This is a genomic window from Halomonas sp. AOP27-A1-41 (assembly GCF_052378605.1).
GTDB lineage: Bacteria > Pseudomonadota > Gammaproteobacteria > Pseudomonadales > Halomonadaceae > Vreelandella > Vreelandella citrativorans.
In genome coordinates this window covers 40,283-65,460 of the sequence record NZ_JBQSXT010000011.1, presented here as the reverse complement: position 1 = coordinate 65,460, position 25,178 = coordinate 40,283, and the positions used below count along the sequence as shown (strand labels likewise).

The following is a 25,178-nucleotide window of genomic DNA, read 5'->3' as shown; positions in this document are numbered from 1 at the left end:
CGCAAAGCAAGTGCCAGACAATGGGCGCCAAGCCACCGGGAAAGAGATGCTGGTTTAAAAACCGAGTTCATCCAGCAAATCATCTACCTGGTCCTGCCCTGACACGGCATCTACCTTGCCTTCACTTACCTGCGGGCCATTGCGCAGTTTGGCATGCTCATCGCGATTATCATCAATGTTCACCCCATCGGTGACGTTAGGAACATTGTCGACCAACACTTGAACAAGCTGCTCTTCAATTAGCTGGATGACCTCCATCATCTTCTTGATCACCTGGCCGGTTAGATCCTGGAAGTCCTGAGCCATCATGATTTCAAGCAGCTCTTTCTGCGTAGACCCCGTGGCGGTCGGAAGCGAATCACTCAAATAGAGCTGCGTGTCCTTGATAAGCGATGGGTCGCTTTCTACAACGGCTAGAGCCGCCGCTGCCTGCCAGCGCGTATTAAGCGCGGCGCCCTCCTCCTCAAGCTTGTCTTGCACGGGTTGCGCACGTTCAACGGCATTCAGTGCCCGCTCAGCCGCCTGTTCCGTCATTGAGGCCACATAGTTGAGCCGGTCATTGGCATCGGGTATGGCCTGCGCTGCCTGGCTGATCTGCTGATCCAGGCCCAGCTCCTTCATGCTATCCCGCAGCAGGCGGGTCAAGTGGCCTATACGATGCACCATCTCATCATTACTGTCTTTTTTACCCAGCACCGACGGCATGGTCGTGTCGTGGGCGTTGTTAACAGTGCTCATGACAATCCTCTTGTGGAAAAAACTTGTTGAATGTCGCTGTTGATGATCTGGTCACCATCAATATACGTATCCGCTATGGTTTTCAGACAGACAAGCGTTAAAGCCCGTTAACTATCTTCGGCGTACCCTCCTAAAACTTGAGCGTTTGCTTTATTTGAAAGCCCTTGTCTGGCGCTTTTAGACCTATTCAACGGATGGGATCACTCACGCAGCGCTAGCACGCGCCACCCAGCTTGGGAAAGAAGTAGTGCGAGGTGATCCCATGGCTGCCGTTATGCAGCATCTCAAGCGGCTTTTACCCCGTTCTCGAAGATCTCAAACCAGGAGTTATATATCAGGGTCGCCCTATGTGCAGCCGGGGCAATCGAACCCATCGGGCTGATTGAGTTTAAACAGTGAACGGGCACGGGCGTTGGCCGCCTGCCGGGTTGTGATACTCAAAAACCCTGAGATCGTGTACCGTAGAGTTTTTTTGGGGCACTCGGGTGGAACGAGGGCATTGCGCTTCTCCAAACAAAAGGGCAGAAAGCCTGGCAACAAAAGTTAGCACGCTTTCTTTTACCGCCTTACGCAGCGAAAAACGCCGTTTGGTCAAGCGACAATAGCTGAAAATGCCGCCCTCAGCTGCAAACCCACGACTTCTGACGCTTAGAGAGAGCCATGTTACTACTGATTATATTTTTTGCCCTGGTGGGTTATGCCATCGGCGGCGCCACTGGCCTGTTAATTGGCGGTGTACTGGGCTGGTGGCTAGCACGACGCCTCGCCAAGCGGTTAAGAGAGGCGCGCATGCGCCTTCAGGAAGGCTTTTTAGAGTCGATTTTTTCCGTTATGGGCTGCCTTTGCCAGGCCGATGGCAAAGTGACCGAAGGCGAGCTTAGCGTTGCCGAAAAGCTGTTTGACCAGATGCATTTGCAGGGGGCGCAGCGGGCCAAGGCACGCGCTGCCTTTGAGCGAGGCCGTGCGGATAACTTTGATCTGGACGCTGAGCTTGCCAACGTCGGGCGTCTAACCCGCCATCAACCGGTTATGCGCCAAGTGTTTTTACAGGTTCAGCTATCGGCTATCGCCGCTGACGGTGTCTTGCATCCTGAAGAGCATGAAATGATCGTGCGGGTAGCGCGTGGCATTGGCTGTAGTGAAGCAGAGGTACAGCAGATTGAAGCCATGCTGCATGGTGCAGCCGCCAACTCCCAAGGAGCCAGTGAAGAGGCACTTAAGGACGCCTACCGCGTGCTGGGTGTGAGTGAAGAGGCAAGCGATGCCGAGATCAAGAAAGCCTACCGTCGCTTAATGAGCCAAAACCATCCGGATAAGCTGGCCGGTAAAGGCTTGCCTGAAAGCATGCGTGAAGTGGCTCAGGCGCGCACCAGTGAAATCGGCAATGCCTACGAACGCATTCGCAAGGCGCGCGATAACCAAGCGTAAGCTGCTTATAAGATGAAGGTCAGTCCAAGAGCACGCGGCCCCGCAAAGGCCGCGTCCATCATCCTGCCAATATCGACATCCTGACACCAGCCCGCTAAATTGAAAGCGTCTTCTTTTCGCCAGCCTCGGCTGGCACCTTGTCAGGAGCGCGCCATGATCACGCTATACACCTACCCCCGCTCACGCTCGCTACGTGCCGCCTGGACGCTTGAAGAGCTGGGCCTTGAATACCAGTGCCAGCATGTTGCGTTGGAGAAAGGGGGAGGCCAAACCTCGGCGTATCTGGCACGTCATCCGGATGGCAAAGTACCGGTGCTGGAGGATGGCGAACTTACCCTGTTTGAATCATCGGCCATTTGCCGCTACCTGGCCGAGCACTACGGTAACGGCAAACTACTGCCGACTAACGCCGCCGAGCGTGCCCAGGTCGACCAGTGGTTAAGCTTTATTGTGACCGAAGTCGAACAGCCGCTCTGGACCCAAGCCAAGCACACCTTTGCGCTACCTGAAGACAAACGCGTACCGGCCGTGATTCCTACCGCAGAGTGGGAGTTTCAGCGCGCATTGGGCGCTCTTGAACGCCGCTTTCAGGGCCAGGAAACGCTGCTTGGCGGCGATTTCACCTTGGCCGACCTGTTTCTCACCCATACGCTTTCCTGGGCCATTGGCATGCAGCATCGCCTGCCCGAGCCGTTCTTGATCTACCACAAACGCCATACGCAGCGCCCGGGCCTGGCAAAAGCCGGTGAGCGCGAACAAGCTGCCGCTCAGTAAGCCAGCACCGCGTTTTACACCGTATGAGGCAGTACCGCTGCTACTACTGCAAAGTAGTGGCAGATGCTTCCTCCCACCACAAAGAGATGCCAAATAGCGTGATTGTAGGGAATCGCACGCACGGCATAGAAGATGACGCCCACCGTATACGTGATGCCGCCCGCGGCCAGCAAGGCGATGCCGGTTACCGAGAGCTTCGCCGCCATTTCTTCTGATGCCAGCAGGATCATCCACCCCATCAGCAAATAAATAACCACGCGGAAAATCGACAGCCGCTGTGGCCATAGCAGCTTGCAGGTAATACCTATCAGCGCCAGCGACCACACGGCGGCAAACAGTGTCCAGCCCGTCGGGCCACGCATATTCACCAGTAAGAAAGGCGTATAGGTACCTGCAATCAGCAAGTAAATCGCGCAGTGATCCAACAGCTGAAAGCGCTGCTTCCACAGCCGATGCGGGATGCCGTGATAAAGCGTAGAGGCGGTATATAGCAATACCAGCGTCATGCCGTACAAGCCAAGGCTTGTCAGTTTCCATGGGTCTACCTGAGCGGCAATACTCGCCATGACCAGCAGCACCACTGCCCCAACGACGCTTAACAATGCGCCCACCCCGTGGCTAATACTGTGTAAGCGCTCTTCTAACGCGCTGAACTCTTCAGACTTGACGCTGGCTGTGTGGCTCATATCCCCTCCACCGAGTGTTAACGGTCATGAGTAGCAGCGAACAACGCAGCTAACCTGGATAATCACCATAGCGCTGAAATATGACAAAACCCAAACGCAGAAAATAGAGCGCTTGGGGTTTGTATGGAGCATGTCAAATAGGTGGATAGGGCAGCGCGTTTTCAATTCCACGGGGCGCTTCAAACCCTGCGGCGGCTCCACGAGCGCTTTCCAAGCCTTGGGGAAAGCCGCTACGGTGGCTGTAATCCGGCGTGATACCCGCCTGGTAGGCATGCCGCTTGGTTAAGGCTTGGGCGCAGCAGATATCCACGGTGGTCATCATGCCGACGGCTGTCAATGCCCAACAAACGTTGGCGCGCTTGGGATTATGCCGATCCTGCAAGACATAGGTGAGTGCGGCAAGGTCAAGTATATCACCGCCTACCCGGCTCCAGATCGACGGTGCGGGGTTGTCGGAAAGTGCGCCTATGGCGCTGATCACTTCCCGAGCGCCACAGGCGCGCATTTTATTTTCATGCCCGCGCAACCCCAACTGTTCACCTAGCTTATGCGGTGCCAACAGCTGGTAAAGGCCCAAGCCCAAGCTGAGCCAGCCAATTCCACGGGCGACCTTGTCGGCCGTGCTGAGTGAGCGGGTCATGTTGTTTGATTGATGATATTGATGATGCATGGCTACCTCCATGGCGTGTTGTTCAAGGCTTGAGAATCACCTTGACGCAACCATCCTGTTTATCGCGGAAGGTTTTATACATTTCGGGGCCCTGGTCCAGGCTCATTGAGTGCGTAATCACAAAAGAGGGATCAACTTGCCCCTCATCGATTCGCCGCAGCAGATCATCCGTCCAGCGTTTGACGTGGGTCTGGCCAGTCCGCACGGTGAGCCCCTTGTTCATCAGCGCGCCCATGGGAATTTTATCGACCAGGCCGCCGTATACACCGGGGATAGAGAGAGTGCCCGCCGGGCGGCATACATAGATCATTTCACGCAACACGTGGGCGCGGTCCGTCTCCATCATCAGCGTTTGTTTGACTCGGTCATAGGCGGAGTCCAGCGAGCGCGTGGTATGCGCTTCAAGGCCGACCGCATCAATACACTTTTCCGGGCCTTTGCCGTTGGTAAGTTCCTGCAGGCGGCCAAGCACGCTCTCATGATCAAAATTAATGACGATTGCCCCGCCCGCTTGGGCCATGGAGAGACGTTCAGGCACATTGTCGATGACCACGACCTGGCGGGCGCCCAGCAAAACGGCACTGCGAATACAGAACTGGCCAACCGGCCCCACTCCCCAAATAACGACCGTATCAGTGGGCTGAATATCGCACTGTACGGCCGCCTGCCAACCGGTCGGGAAAATATCCCCTAAAAACAGTACCTGCTCGTCGGTGAGCGTATCGGGAACCTTGATATGCGTGGTATCGGCAAACGGCACGCGGACAAACTCCGCCTGGCCGCCTGCGTAGCCGCCGGTTAAATGTGAGTAACCAAACAGCCCGGCACCGCCGTGGCCAAAAGCCTTATCAGCCAAGGATTTATTACGGTTAGAGCGCTCGCAAACCGAGTAGTTGCCGCGCTGGCACTGCTCGCATTCGCCGCAGAAAATAGTAAACGGCACCACCACGCGGTCGCCAACTTTAAGCTTCTTGTTAGCGCTGCCCACCTCCATGACTTCGCCCATAAACTCATGACCAAGCACGTCACCACATTGCATACCGGGGATAAAGTGATCGTAAAGATGAAGGTCGGAGCCGCAGATGGCGCAGCTGCTTACATTGATAATCGCGTCGCGGGGGTGTTCTATTTCGGGATCAGGAACTGTGTCGTAGCGCACGTCGTTTTTGCCGTGCCAGCAAAGTGCTTTCATGATTGCTCCTCCTTACTCTTTTACAGATAATTAGCATCCTGCTATGTATCAACACCGATCTGTACCAATATCGGTTTGTATCAACATAGCTCAGACGCTAGGCAAAAAAGTTTAAGAAAAAGCAATTTTTCGAGGTTTTAGCGGCAATAAAGCGTTATTTCAGCCCTTTCTTTCAATATCGACATCGCTTGCCTGAGTAAAATCACCCAGCGCCATCATATGGCCAAGCTTGCCTGCCTTGGTGGCAAGGTACTGTTCATTGTGTGGATTTAAACCGGTAGTGATGGGCAGCCGTTCGACCACATTAACGCCATCCCGGGTCAGCGCATCCACTTTACGCGGATTATTGGTCATCAGCTTAAGCGCGGTGACGCCCAGGTGGTTGAGCATCGGTACGCACAGGTCATAGCGGCGCATATCAGCGCCAAACCCGAGCTGTTCGTTGGCTTCTACCGTATCCGCCCCTTGGTCTTGTAGGTGGTAGGCGCGAATCTTGTTGAGCAGCCCGATGCCGCGGCCTTCCTGGCGCAGGTAAAGCAGTACGCCGCGGCCCTCTTCGGCGATACGCTTAAGCGCTTCCTGCAGTTGATAGCCACAGTCGCAACGCATGGAGAACAGCGCATCACCGGTCAGGCATTCGGAATGAACACGCCCCAGTACCGGCGCGTCCCCCGTGAGGTCGCCCAGCGTCAGGGCGATATGATCCTTACCGGTCGCGTTGTCTTCGAAACCGTGCATGGTGAACGTGGCCCAGGGAGTGGGCAGTTGGGAAGCAGCAATGAAGCGAATGGTCACAGGTTACCTCGCAGATTAACCAAACCAGTTAACCACAACAGTATGAGCAAAGTGGGCGGGTAGTTTATCAGGAAGCGAGCTATGCCTCACGGCTGTTACTCGCTAAAATTAAAGCAGAGAAGAGCAAGCGTGGCTCACCCTGTTCAGGCATATACATTTACCGCGCGTGGATTAAGATAGTACTACTCCACAGACAAGCCGTTTACCCGCAGCGTGATAACCGCTGAGACACCAGAATTTTCACCATCTGACGGAACATTATGCTGCTACTTATACTTATCACAGCGCCTTTTATCGCCAGCATAATGGCCGCATTAATGCCCGCCAATGCCCGTAATCGGGAAGCGTGGCTGGCGGGTGGCGTAACGCTTTTAGGGCTGCTGATTACCGGTTTTCTCTATACCCAGGTAGGCGCCGGGGAGGTTGTACGGAGTGAATTTGGCTGGCTACCCAGTGTCGGCCTAAACGTCGTATTGCGTATGGATGGCCTGGCCTGGTTATTTGCCATGCTGATCCAGGGTATCGGTTTGCTGGTGATTATCTATGCCCGCTACTACATGTCGCCTGCTGATCCCGTACCTCGCTTTTTTTCGTTTCTGCTCGCGTTTATGGGTTCAATGCTGGGGGTGGTGCTATCGGGCAACCTCATACAGCTGGTGCTGTTCTGGGAGTTAACCAGCATCACCTCGTTTTTGTTGATTGGCTATTGGCATCATCGCGCCGACGCCCGCCGCGGCGCACGCATGGCGTTCACCGTGACAGCAACCGGGGGGCTTTGTCTGCTGGTCGGTGTCTTGATGCTTGGCCATATGGTAGGCAGCTACTCGCTTGATGTTGTGTTGGCCTCGGGTGACCTCATCCGTAATCACGCGCTTTATCGGCCCATGCTGCTATTGGTCGCGTTAGGGGCGCTGACCAAAAGCGCGCAGTTCCCTTTTCACTTCTGGTTGCCGCATGCCATGGCAGCGCCAACACCGGTATCGGCGTTTTTGCACTCCGCCACCATGGTCAAGGCGGGCCTTTTTTTACTCATGCGGCTTTGGCCATCGCTGTCAGGAACGCCTGAGTGGAGCTGGATCATCATGGGGGCTGGCGTATGCACCATGTTGATTGGTGCCTTCACCGCTATTTTCCAACACGATTTGAAAGGCCTGCTGGCCTACTCAACCATCAGCCATCTGGGGTTGATTACCGTACTGCTGGGCATTGGCACCCCCTTGGCACTGGTAGCCGCGATTTTCCATACCGTTAACCATGCCACGTTTAAAGCCTCGCTTTTCATGGCCGCAGGCATTATTGACCATGAGACGGGCACCCGAGATATGCGCCACCTGCGCGGCCTTTATAAAGCGCTACCCTACACGTCCACGCTGGCAATCGTCGCCAGTGCGGCGATGGCCGGCGTCCCGTTTCTTAACGGGTTTATTTCCAAGGAGATGTTCTTTGCCGAAGCGCTAAGCGTTGGCTCCGCGCAAAACTGGGGGATGTCCATTGCGGCGGTGTTGATGGGGGTCTTTGGCGTTACGTATTCGCTTCGTTTTACCTACGTCTTCTTCGGCAAGCTGCCTGATGACTTGCCTCGCCAACCGCATGAGCCACCACGCTGGATGCGCTTTCCTGTTGAGTTTTTAGTGCTTTGCTGCCTGGTGGTGGGCATTATTCCAGGCCTGAGTATCGGCCCCTTCTTGCACGCTGCCGTCACCTCGGTATTAGGCGAGGCAACGCCCTACTACAGTCTCGCCGTTTGGCACGGTTTCAACCTACCTTTGGCAATGAGTTTCGTCGCGTTAATCGGCGGTGTGGCGTTGTATATTTGGCTGCGTGTCCGCTATGGGCTAATTCAAGCCACCCATGTTCCGTTGCTGGGGCGCTTTAACGGCAAGCAAGCCTACGAAAACACCATGCTGCGGATCTCATCCATCGCCTCTTTGCTGGAAAAAATACTCAGCACACGGCGCTTGCAGCCTCAGCTCTTGCTTATGGTGGTGATGCTTCTGGCGGTGCCCATTTTGCTGATACGCCCTATCTCGCTGCTTGCTCTGCCTGCCAATGGGGAATTCTCCTGGCTCTTTGCCGGGCTATGGCTGATGGGGGCGATTTGCGCTGTCGCGGCGGCCTGGCAGGCAAAATACCATCGCCTGGCAGCACTTAGCCTAGTGGGCGGTGTGGGCATTATTACCAGCCTGTCGTTTTTGTGGCTATCGGCGCCCGACCTGGCGCTTACCCAACTAATGGTGGAAACCATTACCACGGTGCTGATCCTGCTGGGACTACGCTGGCTTCCCCCGCGTATCACGCCGCGAGAATTGAACATTACCGCCACTAAACGCGCACTATTTCGTCGCTCACGCGATATCGTCATTGCGGTGTGTGCGGGGCTGGCAATGGCCTTAATCAGCTATACGGCACTGCTACGCACGCCTTCAGAAGGCGGTATTTCTGACTTTTTCCTTACCCATGCCTTAAGTGAAGGCGGGGGAAGTAACGTGGTCAATGTGCTGCTGGTCGACTTCCGTAATTTCGATACGCTGGGCGAAATTGCGGTGTTGGCCATTGTCGCCTTGACCGTTTACGCACTGCTGCGGCGCTTTCGACCCGCGCCTGAAAGCCTGCCCATTCCCGCTCAGCAGACCAACAGCGTTGATCCTGCGGCAGGACAAACACCTATCCAGCAAGTGACAACAGGTTACCTCAAAATCCCCAGCGTTTATTTACGCTTGCTGCTGCCCGTGATGGGCGTCATCGCGGCCTACTTCTTTATTCGGGGCCATAACCTGCCCGGCGGCGGTTTCGTTGCCGGTTTGATCTTTGCGGTTGCGATTATTGTTCAATACATGCTGGCCGGTACGCAGTGGGTGGAAACGCATCTACGCCTTCGCCCTCACCGCTGGATTGCATTTGGCCTACTGACGGCCTGCGCAACGGGCCTGGGCGCGTGGCTGCTGGGTTATCCTTTCCTGACCACCCACACCGCACACTTCACGCTTCCTGTGCTTGGCGAGGTACACCTGCCGAGTGCATTCCTGTTTGATTTAGGCGTCTTTGGCGTGGTCGTTGGTTCCTCGATACTGATGCTTGTGGCGCTGGCACACCAATCTGTACGCAGCCACCGCTTACCCGCTACCACGGCGCCAACGCCCCTCAACCCTCAACAGGAGACCCGCTAATGGAAGCTGTTATGGCCATGGCAATGGGCATCATGTTTGGCTCCGGGGTGTGGCTGCTGCTGCGTCCACGTACCTTTCAGGTCATTACGGGCTTATTGCTTATTTCGTATGCCGTTAATCTATTTATCTTCATCATGGGGCGTCTCTCCATCAACCAGCCCCCCTTAACGCTTGCCGAGGGCACTATTGACCCCGCTTTGTATGCCGACCCGATGCCCCAGGCGCTGGTCTTAACGGCTATCGTGATCGGCTTTGCCACCACAGCCCTTTATCTGGTGGTGATGATTGGTGCTCGCGGGCTTACCGGCACCGACCACGTTGATGGCAAGGAGCCCCATTGATGAGTCTTCCTTGGCTGCACCATTTAATGCTGGCACCTGTTTTGCTGCCCTTGATATTCGGGGCGGGGCTGATCCTGGTGAATGAGCGTCATCACCAAAAAAAGTTTTTTATTAACCTGGCCAGCACGCTGGCGATGCTGGCGACCTCGGTCGCACTGCTTTTGCTGGCGGACCACGAATACTGGCCCGATGGCATTGGTCTCTACCTCTCTGCTAACTGGACAGCCCCCTTTGGCATTGTCTTGTTGGTTGACCGGCTAACGGCGGTGATGCTGCTGCTTGCGTCAATATTGGCGAGCGCTTCTCTGATCTTTGCCATGATCCGTTGGAGCCGCATTGGTGTGCACTTTCACTCGTTATTCCAGTTTTTGTTAATGGGCATTAACGGGGCCTTTCTTACCAATGACCTGTTCAATCTGTTTGTGTTCTTCGAGGTCATGTTGGCGGCCTCGTATGGCTTGATACTGCATGGCTATAACAGCGTGCGTATAAGAGCAGGCATGCAGTACATTGTGGTGAATTTGTTAGCGTCGTTTTTCTTCCTGATTGGCGTGGCCCTGATTTACGCGACGACCGGCACGCTAAACATGACCGACTTGGCGATGCGCTTGAGCATGCTATCGCCGGAAGACCTCATGTTGTTAAAAATTGGCGTGGTTATTCTGGCGTTAGCCTTTCTCACCAAGAGCGCCATGTGGCCACTGGGTTTCTGGCTGCCCACGACATACTCGGCGGCCTCGCCGCCGGTGGCTGCCATGATGGTGCTGATGACCAAAGTTGGCGTGTACGTGCTGATTCGGCTGTGGTTACTGCTGTTCTCGGAAGGCCCTGCCGCCGGTTTCGGCTTTGACCTGCTGCTCTGGGGAGGGCTTGTTACGCTTGCTTTCGGCACCATCGGGATCCTTGCAAGCCAGGAACCTGGCCGCATGGCAGGCTATGCGGCGGTCATCTCATCAGGCACATTGCTGGCTGCCGTTGGATACGGCCAACCGGCGCTTATCAACGTGGCGCTGTTTTACTTGATCAGCTCGACACTGGCCGTTGCCGCGTTTTTGCTGCTGATAGAGTTAATTGAGCGTATCCGCACACCGGGAGCCGCGATGCTGGCATTAACCATGGAGGCTTTCGCGGTGGAGGATAAGCCGGAGGAGCCCGTCGGCAAGGCGATTCCTGGCGCGCTGGCCTTTTTGGGGCTGGCCTTCGCCTGCTGCGCCCTGATTATTACCGGGCTGCCGCCGCTGTCAGGGTTTATCGCCAAATTCAGTCTTTTTCATAGGCTGTTGAATCCTACCGACCTGCTGATTGAGCGGGGAATCGTCACTTGGGTCGTTATTGCGCTGGTCGTACTTTCCGGGTTGGCAGGCATTATTTCGTTAATGCGTTTTGGGGTACGGACCTTCTGGGCCGTCCAGAACCCGGTCGCGCCTCATCTGCAGCGCTCCGAAGTCATGCCTGTCATCACCCTGCTACTGGCCTGCCTGCTGCTCACCGTTCAAGCAGGCCCGACGATGGCGTATCTGGAGCGCAGCACAGACGCGCTCAACCAGCCTGAGGTTTATTTAAACCGTCTAGGCTCAACCGCTGCGGTGGGCGGTACGTTCGGGGAGTCGGCCCAATGACGCTGCGCTGGCTTCCCTCTCCTGCCTTATCGGGCGCCTTGTTAATCATGTGGCTACTGCTGAATCAAAGCACTGCGCCTGCACAGGTGTTGCTGGGCAGTGTCCTGGCCATTGCCGCACCGCTGCTCGCCAGACCACTGCGCCCACTCGCCCCAGCACCACTGCGTAAACCGCTGGTGTTGGCACGCCTGCTGTTTATGTCGATGATCGAAATCATACGCTCCTGCTTTAACGTCAGCCGCATCATCTTGTTCAATGCCAAGGGTGTAAAATCACAGTTCGTCCGAGTGCCACTGGATCTTAAAGACCCGCACGGCCTGGCGTTGCTTTCGTGCCTGATCAATTCAACTCCCGGCACCGTGTGGGTAGAACAGCTGCCAGACTCTAATGATTTGGCGCTGCATGTGTTTGACCTCCACGATGAGCAGTGGTGGATCGACACGATTAAAACGCGCTACGAACAGCCATTAATCGAGATCTTTGAACATGAATAAAAGGCGCTCAGTATGACCACACTGCTCTCTCTGGCAATTAATATCACGCTACTTAGCGTCTTGTTAGCCATGCTGCTGTGTACGGTGCGCTTACTGCGTGGGCCAACCGCACAAGACCGTGTACTGGCACTCGATACACTATGGATGTGCGCCATGCTGTTTGCCCTAGCGCTGGGCATCCGGTTTGGCAGCGTGATCTATTTTGAGGCCGCGATGCTGATTGCCCTGACGGGCTTTGTATCAACCATCGCGCTTACCAAATTTCTTATGCGTGGCGAGGTAATTGAATGAACCCACAGCTGGAGTCACTGCCGCTATGGGCCAGCCTGCCCATTACCCTGCTATTGCTACTTGGAAGCGCGATTGTACTGATCGGTGCATTGGGCCTTGTTAGGCTGCCGCACTTCTTCCAGCGCATTCACGGCCCCGCCATTACGATCACCCTAGGCACCGGCTCCATTCTGATTGCCTCCATGATCTACTTCTCGGTGCTACAGTCACGACTGGTCATTCATGAGCTATTAATCACTGCCTTTGTGATGCTCACTGCGCCGGTGGTGGCCATGCTGCTGATGCGCACCGCTGTTTATCGTGACCTGCGTGCTCGTGACCGCCGCCCAACCATTAGCGCAAACGAGAACAAGAGCAAGACAACGACCGAGGTTTATCCCTTTTCTGCGAAGGAAGAGCCGTAGCTTCGTGCCACACCGGCCTCTGCGTAGCGGATAGGTTTGGGCACGTTTTACACGTCGCCATGCCGCTTAGTTGGGCGTTCTCAAGTACACTCTCACCTCTGCCTTAAGCTTTAGAGACCCGAGCCAAGCGCCTTTTCAATCATGTTTCAAGTAAAGTATCAGCACTGGTTTGTATACCCTTTAAAATACACTACAGGTAAATTCCCCAAGGGCACGTGTTTATGACTTCCACACCGTTGCAAAATGATCGTTTTCTCCGCGCCCTGGCGCGCCAGCCCGTTGACCGCACGCCGGTATGGATGATGCGTCAGGCAGGCCGCTATCTGCCTGAGTATCGTGAGCGCCGCGCCGATGCGGGCAGTTTTATGGACCTGTGCCGCAACCAGGACCTGGCCTGCGAAGTAACGCTCCAGCCGCTGGAGCGTTACCCGCTGGATGCGGCGATTCTGTTTTCAGATATTTTGACGATCCCCGATGCCATGGGTCTGGGGCTCTATTTTGAAACCGGTGAAGGTCCCAAGTTTCGCAAAACCGTGCGCACCCCGGAAGAAGTGGCGGCGCTAAGCGTGCCCAACGCCGAGCGCGACCTGGACTACGTCATGCGTGCGGTATCGACCATTCGCCGTGAGCTGAACGGGCGCATGCCGCTGATCGGCTTTTCGGGAAGCCCTTGGACGCTGGCAACCTACATGGTGGAGGGCGGTTCCAGCAAAGACTTCCGTCACCTGAAAACCATGCTTTACGATACGCCAGACACCATGCATCAACTGCTGGATACCCTGGCCCAGTCGGTGACCGATTACCTGAACGCGCAGATTCGCGCAGGCGCCCAGGCGGTGCAGATCTTCGATACCTGGGGCGGAGCGCTTTCCACCCCCGCGTACCTGGAGTTCTCGCTACGCTATATGGAGCAAATTGTTTCCGGGCTGATCCGCGAGCACGACGGGCGCCGCGTACCGGTGATTCTGTTCACCAAAAACGGCGGCCAGTGGCTTGAAGACATCGCCTGCGCTGGTGCTGATGCACTGGGTATCGACTGGTCGACCGAGCTCTCCAGCGCCCGTGCCCGTGTGGGCCACAAGGTTGCGCTTCAGGGCAACCTCGACCCTAACGTGCTGTTTGCACGCCCGTCGGCGATTCGTGCCGAAGTCGCCCGCGTGCTGGAAAGCTACGGTCACGGGCCGGGCCACGTGTTCAACCTGGGCCACGGCATCAGCCAGTTTACCAATCCGGATAACGTCACCGCCTTTATGGAAGCGCTGCACGAGTTAAGCCCGCAGTATCACCAAGGCATTCCGGCCCAATCCACCCCATCACAACCAGGAGCCAATTGATGAGCGAATTACGCGGCGACCAGTGGTTCACCGAAGTGTTTGATAGCCACGGCAGCGCCTTCTCGCTGAAGATCTCTGAAAAGCTGTTGGATGTGCAGAGTGAGTACCAGCACCTGGAAGTGTACGCTACCGAGACCTACGGCAACCTGATGGTGCTGGACGGCTGCGTGATGCTCACCGACCGTGACAACTTCCTGTATCACGAAATGATCGCCCACCCGGCACTGTTTACTCATCCGGCGCCCAAGCGCGTGGTGATTATCGGCGGCGGCGACTGCGGCACACTGAAAGAAGTGCTGCGCCACCCGGGCGTTGAAAAAGTCACCCAGATCGATATCGATGAAGAAGTCACCAAGGCCGCAGAGCGTTTCTTCCCGGCGCTGGTGGAAGCCAACGACGACCCGCGTGCTGAGCTGCTGTTCGCTGATGGTGTGAAGTGGGTGGATGACGCTGCCGATGAAAGCATCGACGTGCTGATTATCGACTCTACCGATCCGGTCGGCCCCGCCGAAGGGTTGTTCAAGACTGACTTCCTTAAGCGCTGCCACCGCATTCTGAAAGCCGATGGCGTGATGGTACAGCAGAGCGAATCACCGCTTTATCACAGCGGCTCGATTATTCGTGAGCTGCGCCATGACATGCGCGAAGCGGGCTTTGCCAGTGTCGCCACACTGCCCTTCCCCCAGCCGGTTTATCCTTCCGGCTGGTGGAGTGTGACGCTTGCCGGTAAAGGCACCAACGTGGAAACCTTCCGCGAAGAGGCTGCCGCTAGCCACAAAATGCCGCTACAGTACTACACAGTGGATGCCCACCGGGGCGCCCTGGCGCTGCCACCGTTCATGCGTAAAGCGTTCGGCTGACGTTTATTTGAATAGCACGCCAGTAAGCGATGAGGCCGGGCACTGCTCGGCCTTTTTTGTGTCACCACGTTAAGGAACCAACAATGAAAACCCTTAAATGGATAAGCATTGGCGCGTGCGCCCTGGCCCCGACGGTTGCCTTGGGCACCACGTTAGAAACCGTTCAATCCCGCGATAGCGTACGCTGCGGGGTGAACGCCGCCCAGCCCGGCTTCTCCTCACTGGACGATAACGATACGTATCGCGGCCTGGATACCGATGTCTGCCGCGCGATTGCCGCGGCGGCATTAGGCGATGCCAGCAAGGTTGATTTCGTACCGCTCGATTCGGTGGAGCGTTTTACCGCCCTGCAATCCGGCGAAGTGGATCTGCTCTCCCGCACGACGACCTGGACCTCTAGCCGCGATACCACCCAAGGTATGCACTTTACCGGGGTGAGCTATTACGATGGCCAAGCATTCATGGTCGCAAGCGACCTGGGCGTGCAAAGTGCCGAAGACCTGGACGGCGCGGCGGTGTGCACGCAGTCAGGCACGACCAGCGAGCTGAACCTTTCAGACTATTTCCGTGTTAACGACATGCACTATGACGCAGTGGTGTTTGATTCTCCCGAACAGTCGATTGCCGGTTTTGAAGCCGGGCGCTGCGACGTCTTAAGCTCCGATGCTTCTCAGTTGTATGCCCAACGCATGCAGCTTGCCAACCCCGACATGGCGGTAGTGCTGCCCGAGATTATTTCCAAGGAACCGCTTGGCCCCGCCGTACGCCAGGGCGATGACCAGTGGTTCAATATCGTAAAATGGTCGCTGTTTGCCATGCTCAACGCTGAAGAACTGGGTGTCTCAAGCACCAATATTGATGAACACGCGGATTCCGATAATCCAGATATTGCCCGCCTGCTGGGCCAGGACGGCAGTTTTGGTGAAGGCATGGGACTTAATGACGACTGGGCTTACCAAATCGTCAAACAGGTGGGCAACTACGCCGAAATGTATGATCGCAACGTGGGCGTGGACTCTAACTTCAATATTACCCGTGGTTTAAATGCTCTGTGGCGCGATGGCGGCATTCAGTACGCCCCGCCCATTCGCTAGGGCTTACCGGTCAGCACTCTGCCATCAACCATCGGTTGTCGCACCAAAACAGCGCATGCGGCAACCGTTTCTATTTTTTTGCACCTAAACTTTCGTAGAAGCAGAATCATTTTGCGTTGAAAAGCGCTGAATTTGGCGTTGTACCCACATTGGCATCTTCCTTGCTAGCTTTATATGTCATGCCTTCGCATGCATAACAATATTAATTGAGGAAGGGAATTACCATGTTGAACAAGAAACACTGGGTATTACTGGCCTCTGCAGGCGCCATCACACTGACAGGCGCCACTAACGCTAACGCAGCAACACTTGAAGAAACCATTGAACGTGGAGCCGTGCAGTGTGGCGTCAGCGACGGTTTGCCAGGCTTTTCGGCACCCGATGGTGATGGCAACTGGCAAGGGCTGGATGTCGATGTTTGCCGTGCGGTCGCCGCTGCCGTGCTGGGTGATGCAGATGCCGTCAATTACATCTCTCTCAATGCCGTTGAGCGTTTCACTGCGCTGCAGTCTGGCGAAGTCGATTTGCTTTCTCGTAACACGACCTGGACCACCACCCGCGATACCACGCTGGGTCTGAACTTCGCAGGCGTCAACTTCTATGACGGTATCGGCTTTATGGTTAGCCGTGACCTGGGCATCGGCGGTGCTGATGAGCTGGACGGTGCGGCGATCTGTATCCAAACGGGCACCACCACCGAACTTAACGTGGCCGATTACTTCCGCGCCAACGATATGGAATTTGATCCTATCGTGTTTGATACCTCAGAGCAGACCGTGGGCGGCTTCCAGGCTGGCCGCTGTGACGTTCTAACCTCGGATACTTCTCAGTTGGCGGCGCTGCGCATTCAGTTAGATGATCCGGATGGCGCCGTCATTCTGCCCGATATCATTTCCAAGGAGCCGCTGGGCCCGGTAGTTCGCCAGGGCGATGACACCTGGTTCAACATCGTGAAATGGTCACTGTTTGCCATGCTCAATGCTGAAGAGTACGGCGTGACCAGTGAAAACGTAGAGGAAATGACCAGCTCCGAAAACCCCGACATCGCCCGCCTGCTTGGCCAGGACGGTAACTACGGTGAAGGCATGGGGCTTGATGCGGATTGGGCTTACAACATTATTAGCCAGGTCGGTAACTATGCCGAAAGCTTTGAGCGCAACGTTGGCATGGACTCACCGCTTGAGATTGAACGCGGTGCCAACGCGCTATGGAACCAGGGTGGTTTCCAGTACGCTCCGCCGATTCGCTAAGCATCTCGCTTGACCCGGCCCGTCGCGCTTAGCAGATGAGTGCCGACGGGCCATTTGATTGACCTTCCGTGTAGCGGAGACGCCACCCATGTCCGTAAGACCCAACACTCGCCCCGCTGGCCACAAGCCACCGTTTTGGCGAGACCGTGCCAAACGCGCACTTGTTTTTCAGCTGCTTTTAACGGCAGCCGTTGTCGTATTTTTGCTGTATATCGTCGGCAATACTCAGGACAACCTATCCGCCCGGGGTATCACCACCGGTTTTGGCTTTTTAAATAACACCGCAGGCTTTGGTATCGTACAAAGCCTGATCGACTACTCCTCTCAGGATACCTACGGCCGCACCTTTTTGGTGGGCTTGCTCAATACGCTATTGGTCGGCGCCTTGGGTGTGGTGGCCGCGACGCTGATTGGCTTTATTGTCGGCATTGCTCGCCTGTCGCCCAACTGGCTACTGGCACGCCTGGCCACCGCCTATATCGAAACTTTCCGCAATATCCCGTTACTGCTACAGATTTTTTTCTGGTACTTCGCCGTGCTGCGCACGCTACCCAGTGCAAGGGACAGCCTCTCGTTTGGCGAGGTTGTTTTTCTTAACGTGCGCGGTCTGTATCTGCCTGAGCCGCTTTTTGAGTCAGGCTTCGGGATGATTCCAGCGACCTTTATCGTCGCGGTTATCGCCAGTATTGCGCTGTGTGTGTGGAACAAGCGTCGCCAAGAGGCAACCGGTAAACGCATCCCAGCCGGGTGGATATCGCTTGCGCTGATTCTGGGGCTGCCGCTGCTGATTACGGTCGCCACCGGCGTACCGATCACCTGGGATATTCCGGAACTGCGCGGCTTTAACTTCCGCGGTGGCTTTACCGTGATTCCGGAATTTCTGGCGCTGTGGCTGGCGCTTTCTATCTATACCGCTGCGTTCATTGCTGAAATTGTCCGCTCGGGCATCCAGGCCATTTCCCACGGCCAGACCGAAGCCGCCCAAGCCCTGAGCCTGCCGCGTAACCTGGTGTTGCGCTTGGTGGTCATTCCGCAGGCGCTGAGGGTCATTATTCCGCCCCTTACCAGCCAGTACCTGAACCTGATCAAGAACTCCTCGCTTGCCACGGCCATCGGCTATCCCGACCTGGTATCCGTGTTTGCGGGCACCACGCTGAATCAGACGGGGCAGGCCATTGAGGTGATCGCCATGACCATGGCGGTGTACCTGACGATCAGCCTGCTGGTTTCCATGTTCATGAACTGGTTCAACGCCCGCGTAGCGTTGGTTGAGCGCTAGGCGCCGGTGAGGATAGCTTTATGATTCATAACCAAACAATGATTGACCAGCGGCCTGCCCCCAGCAATACCCTGGGGCCCGTAGCCTGGCTGCGCACCAACCTGTTCAGCAGCCCACTCAATACGCTATTTACGCTGGTGGGGCTGTACGTTCTGTACCTGCTTTTGGTGCCGACCATTCAGTGGGCGTTCATCAACGCCGACTGGGTAGGCACCACCCGGGATGACTGTTCGCGAGAGGGCGCCTGCTGGGTGTTCGTTAATGCGCGCTTTACGCAGTTTATCTACGGACTTTATCCGCGAGAGGAAATCTGGCGAGCCAATATTGTGTTTGGCGGCTTTTTTACCCTGATCGCCTGGCTTGCCATTCCGCGCCTGCCGCTCAAGCGCTGGGTGGCCGTGTTTGCCTTGGTAGGCTTTCCCATCGCGGCCTACGTACTGCTTCACGGCGGCTACTTTGACCTGCCACGCGTACCTACCCACCGCTGGGGCGGTTTGATGCTGACCCTACTCCTAGCGTCGGTGGGCATGATAGGGGCTCTCCCCATTGGCATCGTGCTGGCTCTGGGGCGGCGCTCTAACATGCCCATCGTGAAGAGCTTCTGCGTCATCTTCATCGAGTTCTGGCGTGGCGTGCCGCTGATTACCGTGCTGTTCATGGCCTCGGTAATGCTGCCGCTGTTTCTGCCCTCTGGTATTAGCGTTGACCGCCTGGTACGGGCGCTGATTGGCCTAACGCTGTTTCAAAGTGCCTACATGGCCGAGGTCATTCGTGGCGGTCTTCAGGCGATCCCCAAGGGCCAGGAGGAGGCCGCCGCGGCACTGGGCATGACCTACTGGAAGCGCATGGGCCTGATCGTTCTGCCCCAAGCGCTGAAGATGATGATTCCAGGCATCGTGAATACGTTTATCTCGCTATTTAAAGACACCACGCTGGTCATGATCATTGGGCTGTTTGACCTGCTGGGGATCGTGCAGGCGGCGCTTTCCGACTCCAACTGGCTGGGCTTTTCGCTGGAAGGCTACGTGTTTGCCGCGTTTGTATTCTGGATTTTCTGTTTCAGCATGTCGCGCTATAGCCAGTATCTGGAACGCAAGTTGAACACCGGCCACAAGCGCTAACGCCGCTTTTTCAAGAATTTGAGCAGGATTTAATCATGACACAAGCAGCCACCAACCTCTCTGGCAACAGCATGTCTAAAAGCACGTCTGACCTAATGGTCGAAATGCGCGGCGTTAACAAGTGGTATGGCGACTTTCACGTACTGCGCGATATAGATTTCGAAGTAAAACGCGGCGAGCGGATCGTTATCTGTGGCCCGTCCGGTTCGGGTAAATCAACGCTGATTCGCTGCATTAATCACCTGGAAGAGCACCAGCAGGGCGATATCGTGGTTGGCGGGGTGCCGCTGACCCAAGACGTAAAACGTATTGAGCAGATACGCCGCAGCGTGGGTATGGTGTTTCAGCACTTCAACCTGTTCCCCCACCTCACGGTGCTGGAGAACTGCTGCATCGCCCCCATGTGGGTGCAGAAGAAGCCGCGCCGAGAAGCCGAAGAGCAGGCCATGCGCTACCTGGAGCGCGTTCGCATCGCCGAGCAGGCCCAAAAGTATCCCGGCCAACTCTCCGGCGGCCAGCAACAGCGCGTGGCGATTGCCCGCTCGCTGTGCATGCACCCGGATGTGATGCTATTTGATGAGCCTACCTCAGCACTCGATCCGGAGATGATCAAAGAGGTGCTGGACGTCATGGTCGAGCTTGCCGAAGAGGGCATGACCATGCTCTGCGTGACCCACGAGATGGGCTTTGCCAAAACCGTCGCCGACCGGGTGATCTTCATGGACCAGGGGCAGATCATTGAAGAAAACGCGCCGGAGCCGTTCTTCAACAACCCGCAGTCCGAGCGGACCCAGCTGTTCCTGAGCCAGATTCTGGGGCACTAAGGTATACGGGGGAGGCGCGACCTAAGGCGCGCCCACTTGGGTAATGCTGGCCGGTAACAGAGCTGGCTGCTCACGGTGTTGGGTGAGTGGCCTGTCTTGCAAGGCGGTCAGCAGTATTTGTAGCGGGTCGCCGTGACTAACGACCAGGATGGTTTCTCCCTCGCATTGTTGCTCCCGCTCCTCTATTACTGTCATCATGCGCGCAGCCACCGCGCTCACCGCCTCTACCTGGTGCGTAGTATGGTCGGCATTCTGGGCATCCAGCGCCCACACATCCGGATAACGCTCGTCCGAGCCGCCCTCCCACTCACCGAAGGAGCGCTCTCTAAGGCGCTTGTCGGGCGTCATCGTAAGCTTAAAGGCCTCGGCCACGCGGGCAGCCGTTTGGGTGGTGCGCAAAAAATCAGAATGCACCACCTGCGTTGGCACCGGCCAGGCCCATGCATGCACCGCGCTCGCCAGTTGCTGCTCGCCGATAGTGGAGAGTCCAAACGCTTCAACACCCCGCCCGGGACTACTGATAATCAACGCTTGCTGGTTTGCCTGGCTATGACCATGACGCATCAACAGGTAACGATTACGCCAATGGTAGGAGGCGGCAAGAAAAGTGTTTGACATAACTTTGTAACAAACCCTAGATTGAGAGTGTCGATTTTCGAAAAATAAATATTTTGATGGCTAAATGTACATTTTCGAAACACTTGACGCCTTTTGATCATGGCACAAAGTATATAAAAGAACATCATTAGCCTGCTGAGCAACTTCAAGAACACAAGAATAATTCATGAATGAGGCCCCTTATGACTTCCATGACGTTTTGCAAGCGTCCGCTTGCCCTACTGACCACAACTACGCTCTTGGCACTGCTTTCCAGTCATGCCTACGCCGAATGCGAACGCGGCGACCTTGATGCGCTTTACTGTGACGAAAACTCCGATATGGTCGCGGACCGTCCCGCCGATGAGGCGCAATGGCTAAATCCCGACACGCTTATCTTTGCCTATACCCCGGTGGAAGATCCAGCCATCTATTCCGATATATGGCAGCCCTTTATCGACCACCTGTCAGAGGTGACCGGCCGCGATGTGCGCTTCTTCGCCGTTCAATCCAACGCGGCTCAGGTGGAGGCAATGCGCAGCGGGCGACTGCATATTGCGGGCTTTTCTACCGGCCCCACGCCCTTTGCAGTCAACCTGGCAGGCGCAGTTCCCTTTGCATTAATGGGCTCAGATAGCGGCCAGTTTGGCTATACTCTACAGCTTTTTACCCACGCAGACTCCGACATCCATGAACTGGAAGACCTGAAAGGTAAACGGGTTGCCCATACATCACCCACTTCCAATTCAGGCAATCTGGCGCCTCGGGCACTACTGCCTGAACTGGGTATAACACCTGACGAAGATTACGAAGTGGTCTACTCTGGCAGCCACGACCAATCCATGTTGGGCGTCGTGGCCCGCGATTACGACGCCGCCCCAGTGGCCTCGGAAGTGGTTGATCGAATGGCAGCGCGCGGGCTTTACGATACCGACGACGTCCGCCTGATTTTTGAATCCGACCGCTTCCCCACCACCTCCTATAACTACGCCTACAATCTGCACCCGGACCTGGTCGAGAAGATCGAAGAGGCCTTCTTCAGCTTCGATTTTAAAGGCACAGAGCTTGGCGAAGAGTTTGAGGGTGTCGAGAAGTTCATTCCCATCAATTACAAGGATAACTGGCAGGTAATTCGCACCATCCAGGCTGCCAATGGCGTGAGCTATACGCCTGACAATCTGGAAGAGTAAAACGTACCGCGCCCGCGTGGCGCGGTTTGTTAGCTACCGATGGAAGCGAAAACATGCTGGTAATCAAGAATCTGGTCAAACGGTATGGCCGCGACAAAGCCGTGCTGGAAGGTCTCGACCTGAAGGTTGAGGGCAATAGCGTGGTATCGATTGTGGGCGCCTCCGGCGCCGGTAAAAGCACCATGCTGCGATGTATCAATCGCCTGGTGGAGCCGACCTCCGGCTCCATTACCCTCAACGGTACCGAGCTTGTGCATCTCAGGGGCGCTGACCTGCGCCGTGCGCGTCGCAAAATCGGCATGGTGTTTCAGGGCTTCAACCTGCTGGACCGCCTGACGGTAATGGAGAACGTGCTGGCTGGGCGGCTGGGCTACGTGAATCTCTATCAGGCAATTACCCGCCGCTACCCGCAGGCGGATATTGAGCGCGCATTTATGCTGATGGAGCGTGTGGGCATTGCCCACTACGCCAACAAGCGCGCCGATGAGCTTTCCGGTGGCGAGCGCCAGCGGGTAGGCGTGGTACGGGCGCTGATGCAGGAGCCCGACGTGTTGCTGGCCGACGAACCCACCGCCTCGCTTGACCCGCGCACCTCCGAGCAGATCATGATGCTACTGCAAAGTCTTGCAAGCGAGCTTTCACTGCCGGTGCTGATCAATATCCACAACGTGGCCCAGGCCAAAACCTACACCGAGCGCATTGTGGGTTTGCGCCACGGCAAGATGATTTTTGATGGCGTGCCAAGTGATTTCAATAAAGACGCGCTGGACGCCATTTACGGCGGCATCGAAGCACCGGACGATGCGATAAGCGACGCCCCATCAGAGGAGCGCGCCCATGACCCCGCCTGAGGCTTCATCCAGCACGCCGCGCACCTGGAAGAAGCCGCCGTTCATTGCCAATCCTCTACTTCGCTACGGGCTGATCATCGTCGCGGCAGTGTATCTGGTGTGGGCATTTGGTTCGCTACCGTTCAACTGGGCGCGCATTTCTGAAGGATTGCCTCGCGCCGCGCGTATCTTCAGCGGCGGCTTTCCACCCAATCTCGAGCGCTACGAACTTCTCCTGACCGGCTTCAAGGAGAGCTTTCAGATCGCCATTCTGGCCACGCTACTGGGCGTCTTCCTGTCGATCCCTTTTGCCGTGATGGCGGCGCGCAATATTGCGCCCATGCCGATCTACCTGATTGGCCGTGCAGTCATCATTATCTCACGTAGCTTTCATCCGGTGATCGTGGCGATTCTGTTCGTTGCCGCCGTGGGGTTTGGCCCGCTGGCGGGCATCTTGACGCTCACGCTCTACTCCATCGGCTTTGTCGGCAAGCTTCTGGCCGAGGAGATCGAGGAGATCGACTGGGGCCAAGTAGAGGCCATGCGCGCCGCTGGCGCCGGGTATCTGGCCACGCTCTTCTACGCCGTATTCCCGCAGATTCTACCGCGCCAGGTAGGGCTTTCCATGTACCAGCTGGACAGCAACCTGCGGGCGTCTGCCGTGGTGGGTATCGTGGGTGCCGGCGGCATTGGCGGCACGCTGATGAACGCTTTCGGGCGCTATGACTATGACTTCGCCTTTGCGATCCTGCTGGTCATCATCGCGGTCATTTTACTCAGTGAAGGTATCAGCGGCTGGGTGAGGAAAAAAATATGGTAGATCATGCACAGAAACTCGCCGACCACGTTTGGCAACGTTTTGATCGCAAGGAACGTCTTATTCGCTTTGCCGTGCTGCTCATCACTCTGATGGTGGTGGTATGGGCAGTTCGCGATATCGATATCTTCTGGCCCTGGGTGTGGGATGCGCCCAACCAGATTTCCGGGCTGGGCGCGCGCATGTGGCCCCCCAGCGCTGCCGGGCTTGGCAATATCGTAAATGCCCTAATCGAAACGGTACACATAGCCACGCTTGCCACCTTCCTGACCATTTTTCTGGCATTGCCGGTGGCCTATATTGCCGCACAGAATACTACGCCCAACCGGGCCTGCCTGTGGCTGGGGCGGTTCATTCTGGTTTCCAGCCGCTCGGTGAACACCATCATCTGGGCGCTCTTGTTCGTGGCGATCTTCGGCCCCGGCGTGCTGGCAGGCATTCTCGCCATTGTGTTTCGCTCTATCGGGTTTATCGGCAAGTTGATGGGCGAAGCAATCGAAGAAATCGATAAGCGACCGGTCGAAGCCATGGAAGCCACTGGCGCCTCCAAGGCCAAGGTAATTGTCTATGCCATCGTGCCCCAGGTGATGCCGGCGTTTTTCGCCATCGTGATCCTGCGCTGGGATATCAACATTCGCGAATCTACCGTGCTGGGACTGGTGGGCGCAGGCGGGATCGGCGTCATTCTGCAGGGTGCCATTGATACCTTTGCCTGGCCTACCGTGGCGACCATCCTGATCGCGATTATTGTGCTAGTGCTGATTGGTGAGGCAATAACCAGTCTCTTACGACGTAAAGTGCTCTAGTTTGACCGAATGCCAAACGCTTGCCATGGTTAATATATCCCTAACGGCATGGAGGACGTTGACTGATGACAACCTATATCGTGGTAGCGGATGCCGCTCGAGCACGCATTTTTACTCGTGACTTTCTTCATCTGAAGGAGAAAGAGAGCCTAGTTCATGCCGAAGGCCGCCTGCATGAGGGTGATCTGATTACAGACAGTGCAGGCGCGGATGTACATGAGTCCATGTCATCGAGTTCACGTTCGTCTGCCGAAGGGGGGACAGCGTTAAAACATGAGAACGAGCTGTTTGCCAAAGAGGTTGCTCAATGCCTTTATAACGCCCGCGTCAATAACAGTATGGAAAAACTGATTATCGTCGCACCGCCCAAATTCCTGGGCCTGCTGCGCGAAAAGCTTGATGCGCCAACCCAGAAATTGGTACTCCATACGCTGTCGAAAGATCTTAGCAAAGCGTCACTTAACGACATCCAGGAAGCCGTCAGTGACTTGCGTTAATTTTTCACCACCATGTCCTAACTATCGCCGAGCGCATAAAATATGCCGTTTCGACACTGCCCCCTGACGGACTATAAATA

Annotated in this window: 26 protein-coding genes; 20 read left to right on the top strand and 6 right to left on the bottom strand. The window is 56.0% G+C overall.

Translation table 11 applies throughout. From position 1 onward, the window contains the following. Positions 1-54 precede the first annotated feature (54 nt). Entirely contained in the window at positions 55-738 is a 684-nt protein-coding gene (gene cheZ / locus ACT3TC_RS09235; RefSeq protein ID WP_192527760.1) for a protein phosphatase CheZ, read from the bottom strand. A 660-nt stretch (positions 739-1,398) separates the two neighbouring features. Here cheZ and djlA point away from each other — a divergent pair. Further along, entirely contained in the window at positions 1,399-2,166 is a 768-nt protein-coding gene (gene djlA, locus ACT3TC_RS09230; RefSeq protein ID WP_172116922.1) for a co-chaperone DjlA, read from the top strand. 153 nt (positions 2,167-2,319) lie between these two features. Continuing rightward, positions 2,320-2,940, top strand: a complete 621-nt coding sequence (locus ACT3TC_RS09225) for a glutathione S-transferase family protein (protein WP_172116921.1) — start codon at positions 2,320-2,322, stop codon at positions 2,938-2,940. A gap of 14 nt (positions 2,941-2,954) precedes the next feature. On the opposite strand, the gene trhA is transcribed toward ACT3TC_RS09225, so the two are convergent. The 4 genes from trhA to ribA all read right to left on the bottom strand — a co-directional run bounded on the left by trhA (position 2,955) and on the right by ribA (position 6,283). Beyond that, positions 2,955-3,626 (bottom strand): PAQR family membrane homeostasis protein TrhA, encoded by a 672-nt coding sequence (gene trhA, locus ACT3TC_RS09220; RefSeq protein ID WP_444631472.1) that lies wholly within the window; start codon positions 3,624-3,626, stop codon positions 2,955-2,957. A 133-nt stretch (positions 3,627-3,759) separates the two neighbouring features. Next, the gene (locus tag ACT3TC_RS09215; protein ID WP_444639812.1) at positions 3,760-4,296 is read right to left on the bottom strand and encodes a hypothetical protein; all 537 of its coding nucleotides are present in this window, start codon (positions 4,294-4,296) and stop codon (positions 3,760-3,762) included. A 22-nt stretch (positions 4,297-4,318) separates the two neighbouring features. Then, positions 4,319-5,488 (bottom strand): zinc-dependent alcohol dehydrogenase, encoded by a 1,170-nt coding sequence (locus ACT3TC_RS09210; RefSeq protein ID WP_444639810.1) that lies wholly within the window; start codon positions 5,486-5,488, stop codon positions 4,319-4,321. A 159-nt stretch (positions 5,489-5,647) separates the two neighbouring features. Continuing rightward, positions 5,648-6,283 (bottom strand): GTP cyclohydrolase II, encoded by a 636-nt coding sequence (ribA, locus tag ACT3TC_RS09205; protein WP_172116919.1) that lies wholly within the window; start codon positions 6,281-6,283, stop codon positions 5,648-5,650. Positions 6,284-6,543: 260 nt separating this feature from the next. On the opposite strand from ribA, the gene ACT3TC_RS09200 reads away from it, so the two are divergent. The 13 genes from ACT3TC_RS09200 (at position 6,544) to ACT3TC_RS09140 (ending at position 20,361) form a co-directional block, all read left to right on the top strand. After that, positions 6,544-9,450, top strand: a complete 2,907-nt coding sequence (locus tag ACT3TC_RS09200; RefSeq protein ID WP_444639809.1) for a monovalent cation/H+ antiporter subunit A — start codon at positions 6,544-6,546, stop codon at positions 9,448-9,450. Further along, on the top strand, positions 9,450-9,791 hold the full coding sequence (locus ACT3TC_RS09195) for a Na+/H+ antiporter subunit C (protein WP_172116917.1): 342 nt from the start codon (positions 9,450-9,452) through the stop codon (positions 9,789-9,791). The genes ACT3TC_RS09200 and ACT3TC_RS09195 overlap by 1 nt, the downstream gene beginning before the upstream one ends. Beyond that, positions 9,791-11,410, top strand: coding sequence for a monovalent cation/H+ antiporter subunit D (locus ACT3TC_RS09190; RefSeq protein ID WP_444639808.1), 1,620 nt, complete (start codon positions 9,791-9,793; stop codon positions 11,408-11,410). The genes ACT3TC_RS09195 and ACT3TC_RS09190 overlap by 1 nt, the downstream gene beginning before the upstream one ends. After that, entirely contained in the window at positions 11,407-11,904 is a 498-nt protein-coding gene (locus ACT3TC_RS09185) for a Na+/H+ antiporter subunit E (RefSeq protein WP_444631468.1), read from the top strand. The genes ACT3TC_RS09190 and ACT3TC_RS09185 overlap by 4 nt, the downstream gene beginning before the upstream one ends. A gap of 12 nt (positions 11,905-11,916) precedes the next feature. Then, entirely contained in the window at positions 11,917-12,195 is a 279-nt protein-coding gene (locus ACT3TC_RS09180; RefSeq protein ID WP_087110601.1) for a K+/H+ antiporter subunit F, read from the top strand. Further along, positions 12,192-12,599, top strand: coding sequence for a monovalent cation/H(+) antiporter subunit G (gene mnhG / locus ACT3TC_RS09175; RefSeq protein WP_193054089.1), 408 nt, complete (start codon positions 12,192-12,194; stop codon positions 12,597-12,599). The genes ACT3TC_RS09180 and mnhG overlap by 4 nt, the downstream gene beginning before the upstream one ends. Positions 12,600-12,820: 221 nt before the next feature. Continuing rightward, positions 12,821-13,933, top strand: a complete 1,113-nt coding sequence (hemE, locus tag ACT3TC_RS09170) for a uroporphyrinogen decarboxylase (RefSeq protein ID WP_193054090.1) — start codon at positions 12,821-12,823, stop codon at positions 13,931-13,933. Continuing rightward, positions 13,933-14,793 (top strand): polyamine aminopropyltransferase, encoded by an 861-nt coding sequence (gene speE, locus ACT3TC_RS09165; protein WP_193054091.1) that lies wholly within the window; start codon positions 13,933-13,935, stop codon positions 14,791-14,793. Before hemE ends, speE begins: the two co-directional genes overlap by 1 nt. An 83-nt stretch (positions 14,794-14,876) precedes the next feature. Continuing rightward, positions 14,877-15,887, top strand: a complete 1,011-nt coding sequence (locus ACT3TC_RS09160) for an amino acid ABC transporter substrate-binding protein (protein ID WP_193054092.1) — start codon at positions 14,877-14,879, stop codon at positions 15,885-15,887. Between the two features lie 224 nt (positions 15,888-16,111). Continuing rightward, on the top strand, positions 16,112-17,137 hold the full coding sequence (locus ACT3TC_RS09155) for an amino acid ABC transporter substrate-binding protein (protein ID WP_193054093.1): 1,026 nt from the start codon (positions 16,112-16,114) through the stop codon (positions 17,135-17,137). Between the two features lie 88 nt (positions 17,138-17,225). Then, positions 17,226-18,416, top strand: a complete 1,191-nt coding sequence (locus ACT3TC_RS09150; RefSeq protein ID WP_444631467.1) for an amino acid ABC transporter permease — start codon at positions 17,226-17,228, stop codon at positions 18,414-18,416. A gap of 20 nt (positions 18,417-18,436) precedes the next feature. Beyond that, on the top strand, positions 18,437-19,537 hold the full coding sequence (locus ACT3TC_RS09145) for an amino acid ABC transporter permease (protein WP_087110580.1): 1,101 nt from the start codon (positions 18,437-18,439) through the stop codon (positions 19,535-19,537). A gap of 95 nt (positions 19,538-19,632) precedes the next feature. Continuing rightward, positions 19,633-20,361 carry an amino acid ABC transporter ATP-binding protein gene (locus tag ACT3TC_RS09140; protein WP_444639818.1) on the top strand — a complete coding sequence of 243 codons (729 nt, stop codon included), beginning with the start codon at positions 19,633-19,635 and terminating at the stop codon, positions 20,359-20,361. 21 nt (positions 20,362-20,382) lie between these two features. On the opposite strand, the gene ACT3TC_RS09135 is transcribed toward ACT3TC_RS09140, so the two are convergent. Then, a complete protein-coding gene (locus ACT3TC_RS09135; RefSeq protein WP_444639807.1) occupies positions 20,383-20,979 on the bottom strand; it encodes a histidine phosphatase family protein in 597 nt (198 codons plus the stop codon). Positions 20,980-21,161: 182 nt separating this feature from the next. Here ACT3TC_RS09135 and phnD point away from each other — a divergent pair, with 182 nt between their 5' ends. The 5 genes from phnD (at position 21,162) to ACT3TC_RS09110 (ending at position 25,098) form a co-directional block, all read left to right on the top strand. Further along, positions 21,162-22,148, top strand: coding sequence for a phosphate/phosphite/phosphonate ABC transporter substrate-binding protein (gene phnD / locus ACT3TC_RS09130; RefSeq protein WP_444639805.1), 987 nt, complete (start codon positions 21,162-21,164; stop codon positions 22,146-22,148). Between the two features lie 53 nt (positions 22,149-22,201). After that, positions 22,202-22,999 (top strand): phosphonate ABC transporter ATP-binding protein, encoded by a 798-nt coding sequence (gene phnC, locus ACT3TC_RS09125; protein WP_444639804.1) that lies wholly within the window; start codon positions 22,202-22,204, stop codon positions 22,997-22,999. Beyond that, on the top strand, positions 22,986-23,798 hold the full coding sequence (gene phnE, locus ACT3TC_RS09120) for a phosphonate ABC transporter, permease protein PhnE (protein WP_172116905.1): 813 nt from the start codon (positions 22,986-22,988) through the stop codon (positions 23,796-23,798). The genes phnC and phnE (ACT3TC_RS09120) overlap by 14 nt, the downstream gene beginning before the upstream one ends. Further along, positions 23,792-24,601, top strand: coding sequence for a phosphonate ABC transporter, permease protein PhnE (phnE, locus tag ACT3TC_RS09115; protein ID WP_172116904.1), 810 nt, complete (start codon positions 23,792-23,794; stop codon positions 24,599-24,601). Before phnE (ACT3TC_RS09120) ends, phnE (ACT3TC_RS09115) begins: the two co-directional genes overlap by 7 nt. Before the next feature lie 65 nt (positions 24,602-24,666). Next, positions 24,667-25,098 (top strand): host attachment protein, encoded by a 432-nt coding sequence (locus ACT3TC_RS09110; protein ID WP_444639803.1) that lies wholly within the window; start codon positions 24,667-24,669, stop codon positions 25,096-25,098. Positions 25,099-25,178: the final 80 nt, after the last annotated feature.

What these genes read in the sequence shown, in the direction of transcription:
- ACT3TC_RS09110 (WP_444639803.1), top strand. Translation starts at nt 24,667, where the DNA reads ATGACAACCTATATCGTGGTAGCGGATGCCGCTCGAGCACGCATTTTT.
- ACT3TC_RS09180 (WP_087110601.1), top strand. Translation starts at nt 11,917, where the DNA reads ATGACCACACTGCTCTCTCTGGCAATTAATATCACGCTACTTAGCGTC.
- ACT3TC_RS09195 (WP_172116917.1), top strand. Translation starts at nt 9,450, where the DNA reads ATGGAAGCTGTTATGGCCATGGCAATGGGCATCATGTTTGGCTCCGGG.
- ACT3TC_RS09150 (WP_444631467.1), top strand. Translation starts at nt 17,226, where the DNA reads ATGTCCGTAAGACCCAACACTCGCCCCGCTGGCCACAAGCCACCGTTT.
- hemE (WP_193054090.1), top strand. Translation starts at nt 12,821, where the DNA reads ATGACTTCCACACCGTTGCAAAATGATCGTTTTCTCCGCGCCCTGGCG.
- ACT3TC_RS09190 (WP_444639808.1), top strand. Translation starts at nt 9,791, where the DNA reads ATGAGTCTTCCTTGGCTGCACCATTTAATGCTGGCACCTGTTTTGCTG.
- phnC (WP_444639804.1), top strand. Translation starts at nt 22,202, where the DNA reads ATGCTGGTAATCAAGAATCTGGTCAAACGGTATGGCCGCGACAAAGCC.
- ACT3TC_RS09225 (WP_172116921.1), top strand. Translation starts at nt 2,320, where the DNA reads ATGATCACGCTATACACCTACCCCCGCTCACGCTCGCTACGTGCCGCC.
- ACT3TC_RS09140 (WP_444639818.1), top strand. Translation starts at nt 19,633, where the DNA reads ATGGTCGAAATGCGCGGCGTTAACAAGTGGTATGGCGACTTTCACGTA.
- ACT3TC_RS09200 (WP_444639809.1), top strand. Translation starts at nt 6,544, where the DNA reads ATGCTGCTACTTATACTTATCACAGCGCCTTTTATCGCCAGCATAATG.
- ACT3TC_RS09210 (WP_444639810.1), bottom strand. Translation starts at nt 5,488, where the DNA reads ATGAAAGCACTTTGCTGGCACGGCAAAAACGACGTGCGCTACGACACA.
- phnE (WP_172116905.1), top strand. Translation starts at nt 22,986, where the DNA reads ATGACCCCGCCTGAGGCTTCATCCAGCACGCCGCGCACCTGGAAGAAG.
- ACT3TC_RS09135 (WP_444639807.1), bottom strand. Translation starts at nt 20,979, where the DNA reads ATGTCAAACACTTTTCTTGCCGCCTCCTACCATTGGCGTAATCGTTAC.
- speE (WP_193054091.1), top strand. Translation starts at nt 13,933, where the DNA reads ATGAGCGAATTACGCGGCGACCAGTGGTTCACCGAAGTGTTTGATAGC.
- djlA (WP_172116922.1), top strand. Translation starts at nt 1,399, where the DNA reads ATGTTACTACTGATTATATTTTTTGCCCTGGTGGGTTATGCCATCGGC.
- ACT3TC_RS09145 (WP_087110580.1), top strand. Translation starts at nt 18,437, where the DNA reads ATGATTCATAACCAAACAATGATTGACCAGCGGCCTGCCCCCAGCAAT.
- ACT3TC_RS09185 (WP_444631468.1), top strand. Translation starts at nt 11,407, where the DNA reads ATGACGCTGCGCTGGCTTCCCTCTCCTGCCTTATCGGGCGCCTTGTTA.
- ACT3TC_RS09155 (WP_193054093.1), top strand. Translation starts at nt 16,112, where the DNA reads ATGTTGAACAAGAAACACTGGGTATTACTGGCCTCTGCAGGCGCCATC.
- phnE (WP_172116904.1), top strand. Translation starts at nt 23,792, where the DNA reads ATGGTAGATCATGCACAGAAACTCGCCGACCACGTTTGGCAACGTTTT.
- ACT3TC_RS09215 (WP_444639812.1), bottom strand. Translation starts at nt 4,296, where the DNA reads ATGCATCATCAATATCATCAATCAAACAACATGACCCGCTCACTCAGC.
- cheZ (WP_192527760.1), bottom strand. Translation starts at nt 738, where the DNA reads ATGAGCACTGTTAACAACGCCCACGACACGACCATGCCGTCGGTGCTG.
- mnhG (WP_193054089.1), top strand. Translation starts at nt 12,192, where the DNA reads ATGAACCCACAGCTGGAGTCACTGCCGCTATGGGCCAGCCTGCCCATT.
- trhA (WP_444631472.1), bottom strand. Translation starts at nt 3,626, where the DNA reads ATGAGCCACACAGCCAGCGTCAAGTCTGAAGAGTTCAGCGCGTTAGAA.
- phnD (WP_444639805.1), top strand. Translation starts at nt 21,162, where the DNA reads ATGACTTCCATGACGTTTTGCAAGCGTCCGCTTGCCCTACTGACCACA.
- ACT3TC_RS09160 (WP_193054092.1), top strand. Translation starts at nt 14,877, where the DNA reads ATGAAAACCCTTAAATGGATAAGCATTGGCGCGTGCGCCCTGGCCCCG.